This is a genomic window from Blastocatellia bacterium (assembly GCA_035275065.1).
Classification (GTDB): domain Bacteria; phylum Acidobacteriota; class Blastocatellia; order UBA7656; family UBA7656; genus DATENM01.
Genome location: DATENM010000044.1, coordinates 24,643 through 38,537 on the forward strand (window position 1 = coordinate 24,643; position 13,895 = coordinate 38,537).

Genomic DNA, 13,895 nt, shown 5'->3' on the forward strand with positions numbered 1-13,895 from the left:
GATATGGATACGGGCGCATTGCACGGGAGGCCAGAGGAGTGGCGGCGAAGTTTGAAACGGCGACCATTGCCGAGCGCATCGATCTGACGCCGGAGCTGGCGATCTTTCGCATCGCGCCGGCCTCGAAGCTCGATTTTCTGCCCGGCCAGTTCGCCTCGCTCGGCGTCGAAGAGGCGGGCCGCATTCTCCAACGCCCGTACTCGATGGCCTCGGCGCCGCACGAGCCGCTGCTTGAATTCTTCGTCGAACTGGTGCCGGGCGGGCGGCTGACGCCGCGGCTCTGGGAGCTGCGCGCCGGCGATCACCTGCTGGTCGGCGACCAGGCGGCGGGCACCTTTTACCTCGACCGCAAGACCGGCCTGACGGCTCACCTGATGCTATGCACGGTCACCGGCATTGCGCCGTTCGTCAGCATGATTCGCACCCATCAATACGAGCTCGAGCGCGGCCTGCATGCCGAGATGCGCTTTGCGATGATCCACGGCGCGAGCTATCTGCGTGAGATAGATTACTATCGCGAAGAGATGGCGATGATCGCGCGGCAAGGCTGGTTCGACTATGTGCCGACAATCAGCCGGGCTCTTGAAAATCCCGACTGGCAGGGCGAAGCCGGGCGCATCGAAGACGTGACCCGCAAGCACGCCGACGCGCTGGGGTTCGATCACCGGCGGGCGATTGCTTACGCTTGCGGCCATCCGACGATGGTCGAAAACGCCCGCGCCATCCTCCAGCGCGCCCGCTTCCCGAAGATACAGATTCACACCGAAAAGTATTTCACGATCCGGTTGCCGCGTTGAGCGGCGGGCGTCATTCGATCTTTGAGCGCGCCCACATGAACGGTCGCCGCATTGTTGACTCAGCCGTGTGCAACGAATGTGCTTCCGCGCCGCCTCAGCGAACACGCCGTAGATTACTTGAATAAAAGATTCTTCAACGCCCGCTTCATTTAGCAATAAAGTAGCCGGCGGCGTGAGTTCTAGCACGCCGTTTGAATAAGTAATCGGCGTTTGGGTTAGTAACCGAACACTCACAAGCGTCCACAGCGCTCGCGCTCGCTTATAAAATTTTATTTAACCTGACGTGATGCCGCTAAGATGAATGTGAGGTTGAAGGGGCCTTGCGGCCCCTTTCGCTTTCTTAGGTGAGCGATCAACCTGCCAGCCGCCGCCGCAAGTCAAACCCGCCCGCGCCTGAAACGTTTCTTCCCGCCACGCATATCAAGTTAGACATCTTGAAGTATGACTGACTTCGCACAAAGGAGGAGGACGTATGGAAATCACCGAATTAATTCCCATCCCGAACGGAATCAATCAGGGGGTGAGTCCCGCGCACCAGCACACGATGCTGGCGCTGTTGGGCAGCCCGCGGGGCAGCTTTGCCGCAGACTGCCAGGAGGTGACGAACCCGACACTGGCCCGACTCATCGTCACTGAAGACCTCGGCCCATTCCGGGTGCATGGCCTGCGCCCCGCCGTCGAGACCTTACAAGCAATCTTCGCCGACATCAAGCGCGAGAACCCCGAAGTCTTTGCCGCGCTCGGTACCGCCGGGATGCTCTGCGCCCGCTTCGTCAGAGGCTCGCAGACCTCGATCAGCAATCACTCGTGGGGCACCGCTATAGACCTCAAGCTGAAGGGCCAGCTCGATGCCCGCGGCAACGGCAAGGTGCAGGCTGGCCTGGCGGCTATCGCGCCGATCTTTAACCGCCACGGCTATTTCTGGGGCGCCGGCTTCCCGACCGAAGACGGCATGCACTTCGAGGCGAGCGATGAAAAGATTCGCGAGTGGCATGCCGCAGGCATCTTCGGCGACCACCTGGCCGAGCCGCCAGAGCCGACCTTGAGTTTGGGCGACCGCGGCCCCGCGGTCAAAGCCTTACAGCAAGCGCTCAACGCAAAGGGCGCAAACCTCGAAGTGGATGGCGACTTCGGTCGCGGAACGCTTGCGGCGGTCATGGATTTTCAAGCCAGGAACGGCCTGTCGGTAGACGGGACGGTCGGGCCGCGAACCCTCAGGGCGCTGGGGCTGTGAGCCCGCGGCGGGCGCGGGCGGCGCGATGAATCACTTGATGAGCGCTTCGTAGCGGGCGAGGGTCGCCGGCAGCGGGTCTACGCCGAGCTCGCGGCGCAGCATGCGGCGCAGGCCATCGAACTGATCAATGGCGGCGGCGCGATTGCCGAGCGCCACATGCGCTTCCATCAGCGCGCAATGCACGTCTTCCTGATACGGGTCGCGCGATAGCAGCATCTGGCCGTAGCGCAATACCTGCTCGTGCCGCCCCTTGGCGTCATGGTAGACGATCAATTCTTTCAGCGCCTCGAAGTAGAGGTCGCGGTAATAGCTCTGTAGCTCTTCAACCCAGTTGTAATAGAGCTCTTCAAGAAAATCGCCGCGGTAGAGCTTGATGGCCTCGGCCAACAACTGCGCCGCGCCTTCGTCGTCGGCGTTGCGGCGCGCCTCGCGCGCGTCGTTGAGCAGGCGCTCGAACTCTTCGGCATCAACGCGGTACTGGTACTGCGGGTTGAGCAGGTAAGCGCCCTCGCGGTAGAGCACGAAATCCTTCTTGACCACCTGGCCGGTGTTGAGCGCCTTGCGCATGTGCGAGATGGTCGGGTGAAAGTTCTTGGCAATGGTTTCGGTGTCGGCGTCGCCCCAGAACATTTCGATGATCTGCTCTTTCGGGGCGCGATGGTTGCGCCGCGAGGCGATGTAACAAAGGATGTGCAGCGATTTGATCAGCCGCCAGGCGTCCTTCAAGGGCTCGGCAGGGTCGCGGGAGATTTCGACGGGGCCGAGCATGCGAATCACCAGATCGACATTCGGGCGCTCGATGAACAACTCGACCATCGAATCCTGCCGCCGGCCGGCGGGCGCGGCGCTCGCTTGCACGCCCTCTGCCGGCGATAAGCGCGAGGGCGCTGCCTCGGCGGCCTGCATCGGCGCGAGGCGCGCCAGATAGTCTACGGCGATGCCTGCGCGCAGCGCGGCTTCGATCAACGCCGGTGTCAATCGCGCCTCGCCCGCCAGCCAGTAAGCGTAATCGTAGCGGCGCGACAGCCCCAGGGCATGCTCCAGGTGCGCCAGCGCTTCTTCGGGCCGCCGCAACTCCCAGAGGGCGCGGGCGAGCGAAGTCTCGGCGCGGGCTTCGTTGTAATACAGCTTACTTTCAACCGCCAGCCGCGCGGCTTCCGTCAGTGCCGCTTCGGCCTCGTTCAGACGGCCCGCCGCCAGCTCAATGCGCCCGCGCGTGATCAAGGCGGTCGAGCGCTCGACATCTGACTCCGCGGCCCGCGCGCGAAAGTACTCGTCGGCCTCGCGCGCGGCCATGCGAACATCGCCCATGCGCAGGTAGAGCGTGGCGCGCTCATCGAGCAGCTCTTTGTCCGTCAGCGCCACCCCGGCGTCGCGGTAGGCGCGCACGGCCTCGTCATAAAAATCGAGCGCCCGCGGAAACTCGTTGCGCTCGCGGTAAAGGTTGCCAAAGGCTTCCAGGGTCTCGCCAGTCGCCGTCTTCAAATTGAATAGCTGGCAGCGCTCAAGCGCCCGCTCAAGGTGCGCTTCGGCTTCGTCCAGACGGCCCTGGACGATCTTCAGCCGCGCGATGTTGAGGTGGGCGATGGCCTCTTGCGGGAACGGCGCGGCCTCGGCTTTTGTGTCATGGCTTACGCTCGCCTCGCCCTCGATCATTTGTGAGAGCCAGCGCAGGGCTTCATGAAAGTCGCCTTCGAGCGAGTAAGGCAGGCCGAGGTTGTGCAGGGCGATGCGCGCGAAGCGGTCGTCGCCGGCCTTGCGAGCTTCGTCGAGCGCCGCCCGCCAGTTTTCGATAGCGCCGCCGCTGTCGTGCCGCGTCGTGAAGCTGCACAGGCCAATCGTGTTGAAGCAGCGGGCGCGCAATGCATGGTGATCGGGCGCAAGCGCGATGGCCTCGGTCGCCAGTTTGATGGCCTGGTCACAGTCGCCCGTGTGGCGTGCGATGTAGGCTTGACCGCGCAAGGCTTCGGCCTGCACGCTCGGATCAGCGGCGGCGCGGCCCATCTGCTCGGCCTGCGCGTAGAGCGCCGCGGCGCGCACCGAGTCGCTTTCGATCAAGGCGACATCGGCGCGGGGAATCAAGGCGCGCGGGTAAGCGTTCAGCGCGCTGTCGGTCAGCCCGTCAAAGGCGCGCTTGATCGTTTCGAAGCGCCCGGCGGCGACCAGTTCCCTGCCATGCGCCGCCAGCATGCCGGCGACATCTTCAGCCGAGCCGGCCTCGGTGAAGTGGTCGAGCGCAAAGCTCCACTGCTGGGCGCTGACAAAGTAAGCGGCGCAGGCTTTGTGCAGACGCTTGACCTCTTCGACACCCACCTCGTTCGCCAGCCAGCGCGTTAGAAAGCTGCGAAACAGCGGGTGCAGGCGATAAGATTCTTCGGCGCCGCTGCCATAGGCCTGGGCGATGAAGACGTTGCGCCGCGTCAGGTTGCGCAGCTCGGCGGTGCAATCCCCGATGTCGAGCGCCGCTTCGCAGATGGCCGGGTCAATGCGGTCGAGCAGCGACAAGCGGCCCAGCATCAGCCTGGTCTCAGGCGTTTCAAACTGCAAGACCTCTTCGGCAAAATAATCGAAGACTTCCATCTCCGACTGTTGCAAGGCGCTCTCGATCAAGGCGCGGTTGGCGCTACGGGCCGCGCCGAGCGCGTCTTCGGAATGGCCGAGCGATTGTTGAATCAGTTGCAGCGCCGTCACCCAGCCGTCGGTCTTTTCGTGAAAGCGGCTGACCATCTCCGCCGGCAACGTCCGCCCGAAAGTCTCGGCGAACAACTGCTCGACTTCAGGCGGCGTGAACAGCAAGTCCTGGCGGTTGAGAAAGCCGACGACGCCCTTGCTGCGCAGCCGCATGACTGAGAGGTTCGGCACCGAGCGCGTCGTAAAGATCAAGTGCAGCACGTCGGGCAGGTATTGCACCAGGCGGTCAACGGCGGCGGCAATCGGCTCGCTCGAATCAACGTGGTGATAATCGTCGAGTACCAGGATGGTCTTCTCTTCAAGCTGCTCGCTGACTTCGTTGATGAAGACGTCTACGAGCTGGTTGGCTTTCCGCGAGAGGTTTTCAGTCTCGCTGATCAGCCCCAGCGTGACGTGCCCGAAGGCCGGCTCGCGCTGGCGCAATCCATAGACGAGATAGCCGAAGAAGACCGCCAGATCAACGTCCGCCGGATCGATCTGATACCAGACGGCCGGCAGCTTGATTGAGTGGATGAAGTCGGTCACCAGCGTCGTCTTGCCGCAGCCGGCGTTGGCGCAGAGGATGGTCGCGGGCCGGTCGAGAAAATCGCGCATGCGCTCGATCAGCCGCGGGCGCGCCAGCACACGCGTCGTCAGACGCGGCGGCAACAGCTTGGTCTTAAGAAAGTATGCTGGCAGCATAACGATTGCGGATTGCGGATTGCGGATTGTGGATTCTCGATTGCTGAATCCGTTCTCCTGATTGCGCATCACGGGTCGTGAATTGATGCGGCCACTGCTGACCTTCTCAATCCGCAATCCGCAATCCGCAATCCGCAATCAGATGCTTTACTTCTGTTCTAACATCATCCGGCGAATTCGCACAAGCGCGCCGGGCGATCTCCCGGCGCCGCCAACGGCGACTGGTATGGTGATTGCGATTAAAGGTGGTGCAACAAATCTCAACTAGAGGAGGAAAGTCTATGGCAGATCAAAATGCCTCGAACCAGGGCGGCAACTTTCCGCTCGATGACCTTTGCTACGACCTGATCACGATCATCCACAAGAAGTCGAAAGCCCTGGAGGCTTACGACAAGTACATGCGCGACGCGCAGAATGACAACGAAATCCGGCAGTTGCTTGAGCAGATTCGCCAGCAGGACACCGAGCAGGTGCAACAGCTTCAGCAGCACCTCGGGCGCTTGCTCGGTCAGCAATCTGCCAACTCCAGCTCGCAGAGCGCCGGCCAGACGCGCGGCGGTCTGTAAGGCCACAAAGCGAGGGGACGCCAATGTCCCCTCGCTGCTCATTCGAGGAATGATAACCGAACGATAACCGGTTGCGGCGAACGAAAAGCAATCGAATGTAACTCGCGCGACACGCTGCCGGTCGGAGCGGTCCCGGCTATTTTCCCTTCATCATCTCCTGATTGAATTCCTGTGACTTGCCCTTGGGGACGCTGATCCACTGCCAGTCGCCCTGGTTCAATATGCGCGCCAGCAGAACAATCTGGCCGACATGATACGCGGTGTGCGCAACCGAGCGGCAGAGCGCCCGGTGGACCGTGTGCGGCTCGTCGCGAATCAACACCTGTCGCTCAAGGTCAGCATCAGTGAGCGCGGCCAGGGCCTCTTCGACGACTTGAAAGCCCTCGGCCCACATCTGCCCGACCGCCTGCCGGTCATAGGTCACGTCGGCAAATTCCGAGTCCCTGTCGCGCCACGGCTTTTCGCCGTCGCTCGTCAGAAAGTCGGTGAAGCGCGAGCGCAGGTTGCCGCTGATGTGGCGAACGATCATCGCGACCGAATTGTTATCCTTGCCGATCACGCGATTGAGCGCGTCGTCGGAAACCTGCGCCAGCGCTTTCTCGCCGATGCGGCGATAGCTCTGATATTCCTTCAAGAAGTTTTGAATCATAGCGTGCAGCCCTTCGAGACGCGGCGACACGGCGACGCGGCGATCCATTCCCTTCGGTCAACTCTACTCCTGCCTTCCCTTCTCCGCGCCGCCGCGTCGTCTTCATCTCCCCATTACATCAACCAGCTCCTGAACCGCCGCCGCCGAGCGATGCAAAGCGGCGCGCTCGTCGGTCAGCAGATTGATCTGGATGATCTCTTCGACGCCGCGCGCGCCGAGCTTCACCGGCACGCCGACGAACAAGCCGGTGATGCCGTACTCGCCTTCCAGGTAGACGGCGCACGGCAGAATTTTCTTTTTGTCTTTGAGAATCGCTTCGGTCATCTCGACTGCCGCCGCTGACGGCGCGTAATAAGCCGAGCCGGTCTTGAGCAGGCTGACGATCTCGGCGCCGCCTGAGGCGGTGCGCTTAACGATGGCGTCAATCTTGTCTTGCGGCAACAGCTCGGGCAGCGGAATGCCGGCGACCGTCGAGAAACGCGGCAGCGGCACCATCGTGTCGCCGTGGCCACCGAGCACAAAGGCAGTGACGTTTTCGACCGACACGTTCAACGCGTCGGCGATGAAGCAGCGCATGCGCGCCGAATCGAGTACCCCGGCCATGCCGATGACGCGCTCTTTCGGCAATCCCGAATGCTTCAAGGCCACATGGCACATGGCGTCAAGCGGGTTTGAAACGACAATCAGGATGGGATTGCGAGAGTACTTCATGATCTCGTCGGTGACCGAGCCGACGATGCCGGCGTTGGTCTTGAGCAGGTCGTCGCGGCTCATGCCGGGCTTGCGCGCCAGCCCCGAAGTGATGATGACGACGTCGGAGTCGGCAGTCTCCTTGTAGCCGTTGGTGCCGATGAGTCGCGCATCATAGCCTTCGATGGGCGCGGTCTCGGCGAGGTCTAACGCCTTGCCTTGCGGCATGCCTTCGATGATGTCAACCAGCACGACATCGCCAAGCTCTTTATCAACCAATCGCTGTGCGGCGGTCGCGCCGACATTGCCCGCGCCGACCACCGTGATCTTTTTTCTAGCCATAGTTCCTCCCTGTATGTCTGCATGATTGCAAAGCGCAATTCTATCGCATCAGTGGTCGGTTGTCAGGCAGAGTAAGCGGGAAGTAGGAGGCAGTCATCAGTCCCGTAGGGACGCCATGTTTATAGTCACCGGAGATAAGAAAGAACCAAGCTCCGTAGGAGCGAAATGTCAACATTTCGCTCCTACGGAGCTTGAAGAACAAGCCGACTCGATTACTATAAACATCGCGCTCCTGACGGAGCTTGGCAAACTGCCTCCGGCCTCCTGCCCGCTAGCCGCTGACGTGGATGGCCGGGCGGCGCTCGGGATCATCTTCGGCCTGGCGCAGCACCTCGCGGGTAACCGGCGCGGTGTCGCCTTCGCCAAAAAAGATGTATTTGAGCATGTAGACCAGCGGGTTGCCTTCCGTCCATGCGAAGTAGGCGTGCGGCAGCTTGCCTGTGCGGTCGCGCAGGTCGAGCAGGAAGGCGGCGATGGCATTCGGCACCGTCGAGCTTTCGGCGCGCAGCACGCGGTAGCCATCCACGTTGACGCCCTTAACCTTCATGACATCGGCAAACTCCGAGGCATCGCACACCTTGATTTCGAGAAAGACCACCGGGTCTTCTTTCGGGATGTGGTTGTCGGCGCGCTGCTCGACCTCTTTCTCGTGGTACTCGTCAACGTCACCGCGCTGGCAGCGATTGGCAATGAGGCGAATCTCGCCCTGGCTGATCTCTTCGATGAACTGCTTTGCCTTGTCGTCCATCTCGATGTGTTTGACGCGCAGCTCGGTCGAGCGATAGATGCGCGACACGAACGAGGTGGCGACGATGAAGAGGATGAAGAACGACGCGATCTTGATGCCTTCGGGACGCTCGATGACGTTCAGCACCGTCGTGTAGGCGAAGACCAGCGCGATCAGCAGGAAGGCATAACGAATCACGCCGCGCCGCCAGACCGACAGGGTGACGGCGATGGCCCCCGAACTCATCAACACCAGCACGCCGGTCGCATAAGCGCCGCCTTGCGCGTTAACGTCGGCCTTGAAGATCACCGTGACGGCAAAGGCAATCGCCGTGTAGACCAGCACCAGCGGGCGCGTCGCCCGCGCCCAGTCGGGCGCCATGCCATAGCGCGGCAGGTAGCGCGGCACGATGTTCAACAGTCCCGCCATCGCCGATGCTCCGGCGAACCACAGGATCAGGATCGTGCTCAGGTCATAAACCGTGCCGAAGAGGTTGCCGAGATAATGGTGCGCGATGTAGGCCAGCGCCCGCCCGTTGGCCTGCCCGCCCTCTTCAAATTCCTGCGCAGGGATCAGCAGCGTCGTTGCGAAGCTGCTGGCGATCAGCATCACGCTCATGATGAAGGCGGCGGTGCGCAGCAGCTTGCGGGTGTTGCGAATGCGGCCTTCGGGCTGGGCTTCGGTATCCGACGGCTCGCCCTTGACCAGTGGCATCACGGCGACGCCGGTCTCGAATCCCGAAAGTCCGAGCGCCAGTTTCGGAAAGACGAGCATGGCCGCGCCGATCATGCCGAGCGGGCTGGCATAGCTGCGGAACAGCGCCGCTTTCCAATCCGACAACAGTTGCGGATGGGCCAACACCTGAGACAGCCCGTAGCCGATGACAACGCCATTCAGTAACAGGTAAACCACCACCAGAATGACGGCGACGCCGATGGCTTCCTTGAAGCCTTTGAGAAAGATGGTGCCCAGCAAGGTAATCAGCACCAGGGTCACGGCGATGGGATGCTTGAGGCCCATCGGCGTGAAGGGATTTTCGATGACGTGGGCGGTGGCGTCGGCGGCGGATAGCGTCATCGTGATGATGAAGTCAGTCGCCACAAAGCCGAGCAGCACGAGCACGAAAAGTTTGCCCTGCCAGCCGGGCAGCAGGTCTGCGAGCATCGAGATCGAGCCTTCGCCATGCGGGCTCTCCCTGGAGACGCGGTTATAAATCGGCAGCGCCCCAAGCAAGGTCAATAGCACCAGTACCAGCGTGGCGATGGGCGAGAGCGCGCCGGCGGCCAGGAAGGCGATGCCGGGCTGGTAGCCGAGCGTCGAAAAATAATCGACGCCGGTCAAACACATCACCTGCCACCAGGGATGGCGATGCTCTGTGGAATGCGCTTGCGGGCCTTCAGGCCCTTTCGGCTTGCCCTTGAGCAGCCAGCGCTTGAATCTTTTTTCGCTCATTGCGTGCCTGAGTTCTTGGGAGGCACTCAGCGTCACAGGGAGTGAGCTCGGGTCGGTACTTCACTACTAAATAAAGCAAATCACGCCGCCGCCATGCAAGGCGAACATGCCCTCGTTGGCGGCGGGATGTGAGGGCGGCGGTTTTCCAGGGCGCTCGCAAACTGGTATGGTATAAGGAAGCCAACCGGCGCGCTGTGGCCGCGCCTGCAACCTGCAAGGCTGATAATCATCTTTTGCAATCGTGGGGAGGGTGATGGGAATCTCGCTGAAGCCTCAGCACCTGAAGCGGTACAAAGACATCGCATGGCTGCTCATCAAGTACGGGCGATCCGACCTGGTCAAGACCGCCGGACTTGACGAAGCCATTCTCGAAGAAGACCAGAAGGTTTCCGACGACGCGCCGCGCGAGGCCAAAGAGCTGGCCGATGATCTTGAGCAGCGCGGGCCAACCTTCATCAAGCTCGGGCAACTGCTCTCGACGCGCCCGGATATGCTGCCGCTGCCTTACATCGAGGCGCTGGCGCGCCTGCAAGACAAAGTCGAGCCGTTCGCTTATGAAGAGGTCGAGCGCATCGTTAACGCCGAGCTGGGCGTGCGCCTTTCGAAAGCCTTCGCCGAGTTCGACCGCGAGCCGATGGCGGCGGCCTCGCTCGGGCAGGTGCATCGCGCACGCATGCGCGATGGCCGCCGGGTCGCCGTCAAAGTACAGCGCCCGAATATCCGCGAGCAGATTGCCGAAGACCTGGAAGCCTTCGAAGAGATCGCCGAGTTTATGGACGGCTTTACCGACATAGGCCGAAGGTACGAGTTCAATAAGATGCTCGGCGAGTTCCGCAGGAGCCTGCTGCGCGAGCTTGACTATCGCCAGGAAGCGCAGAACCTGATAACGCTCGGCGCCAACCTGCGCGAGTTCGAGCGTATCGTCGTGCCGCAGCCGATAAACGATTACACGACCTCGCGCGTGCTGACGATGGATTACGTCGCCGGCAAGAATATTCTTTCACTCAGCCCGCTCGCCTTGCTCGACATCAACGGCGAGGCGCTGGCCGAAGACCTGTTTCGCGCTTACCTGAAACAGATCCTCGTTGACGGCTTCTTCCACGCCGATCCGCACCCCGGCAATGTCTTTCTGGCCGACGACGGGCGCATCGCCTTGCTCGACCTCGGCATGGTGGCGCACGTAACGCCGCGCTTGCAGGAACGGCTGCTGCAAATGCTGCTGGCGATCAGCGAAGGCCGCAGCGACGACGCCGCGCGCTTCGCCATTCAGATTGGCGAGAAGACAGAGGCTTTCAACAGCACGGGGTTTTCGGCGCGCGTCGCAGAGTTTGTTTCCGTCTACCAGCAGGCCGAGCTTCAGCGCATCGAAGCGGGCCGCATCGTTTTGCAGATCACGCAGATCGCCGGCGAATGCGGCATCCGTCTGCCGTCCGACCTGACGATGCTCGGCAAGACCCTGCTCAATCTCGATCAAGTCGGCTGGACGCTCGACCCGGACTTTGATCCCAACGCCTCGCTCCGCCGCAACGCCGCGGAGATTCTCAGGCACCGTGTGATGAAGAGTTTTTCGCCGGGCAACCTCTTCAGCAGCGTGCTTGAGGTGCAAGACCTGGTGCAGACGCTGCCGCGCCGGATGAATCGCATCCTTGAGCATGTCGCCAACAACGATCTTGAGGTGAGAGTCCAGGCGATTGACGAGACCAAGCTGATGGCGGGCTTTCAAAAAGTCGCCAACCGCATCACGATGGGGCTGGTGCTGGCGGCGTTGATTGTTGGGGCGGCCATGCTGATGCAGGTTCCGACATCTTTTCAGATATTCGGCTACCCCGGCCTGGCGATCATCTTCTTTCTGGCGGCGGCAGCGGGCGGCATCCTGCTGGTGCTCAACATCCTCTTCAAAGACGAGTGACGCCGCCGCAGTCGAAAAAACTTTCTTGACATCAAAAAGTAGCTCGAATATCATCGCAGCCATCTTTAAGTATACGGAAGAGGGGAAGCAGAAGAACCTGCCATCGGCTTCCATCTTCAGACCGTCGAGATGGTAAAAGCTTCTACGCTGAACTTCTCCCTCGTCGCTAAAGCGAACAGGTCGAATTCCTTCCTCAGGAGGTCAGCGATGGAAATCGAGAACAACCTTGATCAAATATCCACCAACAAGCCTGGGCTCCTGCAAGCCTGGCTCGTCAGCCGGCTAGTCGTTTTAGGGCTCGCCTTTGCTGTGTCGGCACAGACATTGATCCTTCCCGTGGCGGCTCAAAACGCAGGTGGCGCGCAGAAGGCTTCGTCGGCGAGACCACAAGAAGCTGAAAAACCTCCAAGCAATGGCCAGCCAAAAACGCCTGATAAAAAGTCGCCTCCCAAGCCTGTGGCCGAGAGTCGCCTGACTGGGTTAGAGCGCAAGTGGGCGCAGCAAGCCAGAACATTACTAGACGGCGTGTTGGCGACGGCGTATCGCGTCGAGCCTATCGAATGGCGCTGCCTGGTTGAAGTCGAAGCGGGAACGTTGCTGTGGCCAGACGACAAAGAGCGGGCCACCTCTATCTTCAAGAGTGCTATCGCAGCAATGCGCGAGCAGTTAAAGAAGGAGGGGGCACCGAAGGCGACCGGTGGCGAGTCGGAATCAAGGGCGCAAAGGTTCTGGTTCTTTATCGTGCGGCGAATCGCCGCGCTCAAGCCGGACCTCCTTCGGGAGTTGGTTGGCTCGGCGGACGGCGCAGGCAACCCGCTCAAGGCCGGCATCAAAGAAGAGTGGACACCAGAGGCGCGAGCGTTGATCAGTTTGGCTTACGACCGCATGGAAAGCGACCCGAAGTTCGCCGCGCAGCTTGCCGAAAAGTCTATGTCGCTGGGTTATGTAGATTGGACCGGCTTTCTCGAAGACCTCAGCAAGCGTGACGAGGGCGAAGCTGAACGGCTGGCGATGCTTCTGCTACAGCGGCTGCGCGACAGTTCTGCTAGCCCCCTTGAGATGCGGAACCTGGGGCGGTTTATTCTTGCGCCGGAGCGTTCCGCGGCACTGCAAAACGAGTTTTTCCGTTCGCTAGCTGTCCGCATCCGCCGCGACCTTCAGCCGGATGTGCCTTTGCAAGGGTTGACGGATGATCTACGGACGGCCCGTGAAATGGGCCAGCTCGCTACCCTCCGTTTCCCACAATGGGCGCCGGAGTTTGGTGAACTTGCCTCGGCGCTTGAAATGATGTTCACGGCGCAGTCCCGGCCAATCCCAGGCCCCCCTCAGAAAAGGATGATTGACGTGTCTTCTTTGCTCCCGTCCGAGGCCGGGGAGACACAGAGCATCGCCGATGAGCTGCCGCGTGTCACGACGATCAATGATGACCGACAACGAGATAAAGAATATCAACGCCTGGCGAGGCAGGCGGCGGCCAAAGAGAATATTCCGCTCGCCGAGGATATCCTCTCCAAAATCAATGATGTGGCCATCCGCAGAGAGGCCACGCTGACGGCTTATAGTCCGCTGGTCAGGAAGGCAATCAGCCAATCGAATTGGCCAGAAGCACAGAGGCTGGCTGCAAGAATCCTGGACCCGCTGGGCCGCACCCTGGTGTTTGATCGCATCGCTCAGGCCATGCTGCAAGCGCACCAGGAGAAGGCGCAGATTAAAGACATTTACCTGACAGCTCTGGCGCGGCTGGATAGGGAAGATGTCAGCGAACAGGCGGCCAGAGCGTTTCTGTTCATTTCACGGCCCCTTTACCCGCTCGAAGCAGAGCGCAGCACGTTAGCCATCCAGTCGGCGATTGCCATACTGAATCAGCTTTTTCTGAAGACAGGAACGATTGAAGAGTCTTCACTGACCTCTGCTGCGTCAAGTTGGATCCGCTTACCAAACTACTCCGTCAACTCCGCCGAGTTGCTTGATCTGACCGATTTGCTGCAAGCGGTGTTTAGGGAGATGGCGCGACGCGATAGCGATGCGGCGCTATCAATGGCTTACCGGCTGTCTGACTGGGGGCTATATTCGCTAGCGCGGCTGGCGATCAGCCGGGAACTGATCGAGAGGCGTAGCATGCCCCTGCCGCGTCGAGCAGGGGCATGATTCTATTCG

Annotated in this window: 9 protein-coding genes; 5 read left to right on the forward strand and 4 right to left on the reverse strand. The window is 61.1% G+C overall.

The annotated features are described in order from the left end of the window. The first annotated feature begins 38 nt into the window (after nt 1-38). Together VJ464_09575 and VJ464_09580 are read left to right on the forward strand one after the other, a co-directional pair. Nucleotides 39-797 (forward strand): FAD-binding oxidoreductase, encoded by a 759-nt coding sequence (locus VJ464_09575; GenBank protein HKQ05370.1) that lies wholly within the window; start codon nt 39-41, stop codon nt 795-797. A gap of 472 nt (nt 798-1,269) precedes the next feature. Next, a complete protein-coding gene (locus tag VJ464_09580) occupies nt 1,270-2,031 on the forward strand; it encodes a peptidoglycan-binding protein (protein HKQ05371.1) in 762 nt (253 codons plus the stop codon). Nucleotides 2,032-2,061: 30 nt separating this feature from the next. On the opposite strand, the gene VJ464_09585 is transcribed toward VJ464_09580, so the two are convergent. Beyond that, entirely contained in the window at nt 2,062-5,403 is a 3,342-nt protein-coding gene (locus tag VJ464_09585) for a BTAD domain-containing putative transcriptional regulator (protein ID HKQ05372.1), read from the reverse strand. Nucleotides 5,404-5,684: 281 nt separating this feature from the next. On the opposite strand from VJ464_09585, the gene VJ464_09590 reads away from it, so the two are divergent. Continuing rightward, entirely contained in the window at nt 5,685-5,969 is a 285-nt protein-coding gene (locus tag VJ464_09590) for a hypothetical protein (protein ID HKQ05373.1), read from the forward strand. A 136-nt stretch (nt 5,970-6,105) separates the two neighbouring features. Here VJ464_09590 and VJ464_09595 read toward each other — a convergent pair whose 3' ends face one another. The 3 genes from VJ464_09595 to VJ464_09605 all read right to left on the reverse strand — a co-directional run bounded on the left by VJ464_09595 (nt 6,106) and on the right by VJ464_09605 (nt 9,724). Further along, entirely contained in the window at nt 6,106-6,666 is a 561-nt protein-coding gene (locus tag VJ464_09595; protein ID HKQ05374.1) for a DinB family protein, read from the reverse strand. Between the two features lie 54 nt (nt 6,667-6,720). Further along, complete coding sequence (gene mdh, locus VJ464_09600) at nt 6,721-7,650, reverse strand: malate dehydrogenase (GenBank protein HKQ05375.1); 930 nt, start codon at nt 7,648-7,650, stop codon at nt 6,721-6,723. 271 nt (nt 7,651-7,921) lie between these two features. Next, complete coding sequence (locus tag VJ464_09605; protein ID HKQ05376.1) at nt 7,922-9,724, reverse strand: amino acid transporter; 1,803 nt, start codon at nt 9,722-9,724, stop codon at nt 7,922-7,924. Nucleotides 9,725-10,082: 358 nt separating this feature from the next. Between VJ464_09605 and VJ464_09610 the strand changes: the two genes are divergently transcribed. Both VJ464_09610 and VJ464_09615 read left to right on the forward strand, forming a co-directional pair. Further along, nucleotides 10,083-11,738 carry an AarF/UbiB family protein gene (locus VJ464_09610; GenBank protein HKQ05377.1) on the forward strand — a complete coding sequence of 552 codons (1,656 nt, stop codon included), beginning with the start codon at nt 10,083-10,085 and terminating at the stop codon, nt 11,736-11,738. Nucleotides 11,739-11,945: 207 nt separating this feature from the next. Continuing rightward, complete coding sequence (locus VJ464_09615) at nt 11,946-13,886, forward strand: hypothetical protein (protein HKQ05378.1); 1,941 nt, start codon at nt 11,946-11,948, stop codon at nt 13,884-13,886. Nucleotides 13,887-13,895 lie beyond the last annotated feature (9 nt).

Excerpts from the sequence above, each read along its gene's own strand:
- VJ464_09580 (HKQ05371.1), top strand. The coding sequence starts at position 1,270 with ATGGAAATCACCGAATTAATTCCCATCCCGAACGGAATCAATCAGGGG.
- VJ464_09585 (HKQ05372.1), bottom strand. The coding sequence starts at position 5,403 with ATGCTGCCAGCATACTTTCTTAAGACCAAGCTGTTGCCGCCGCGTCTG.
- VJ464_09590 (HKQ05373.1), top strand. The coding sequence starts at position 5,685 with ATGGCAGATCAAAATGCCTCGAACCAGGGCGGCAACTTTCCGCTCGAT.
- VJ464_09595 (HKQ05374.1), bottom strand. The coding sequence starts at position 6,666 with ATGGATCGCCGCGTCGCCGTGTCGCCGCGTCTCGAAGGGCTGCACGCT.
- mdh (HKQ05375.1), bottom strand. The coding sequence starts at position 7,650 with ATGGCTAGAAAAAAGATCACGGTGGTCGGCGCGGGCAATGTCGGCGCG.
- VJ464_09605 (HKQ05376.1), bottom strand. The coding sequence starts at position 9,724 with ATGTGTTTGACCGGCGTCGATTATTTTTCGACGCTCGGCTACCAGCCC.
- VJ464_09610 (HKQ05377.1), top strand. The coding sequence starts at position 10,083 with ATGGGAATCTCGCTGAAGCCTCAGCACCTGAAGCGGTACAAAGACATC.
- VJ464_09615 (HKQ05378.1), top strand. The coding sequence starts at position 11,946 with ATGGAAATCGAGAACAACCTTGATCAAATATCCACCAACAAGCCTGGG.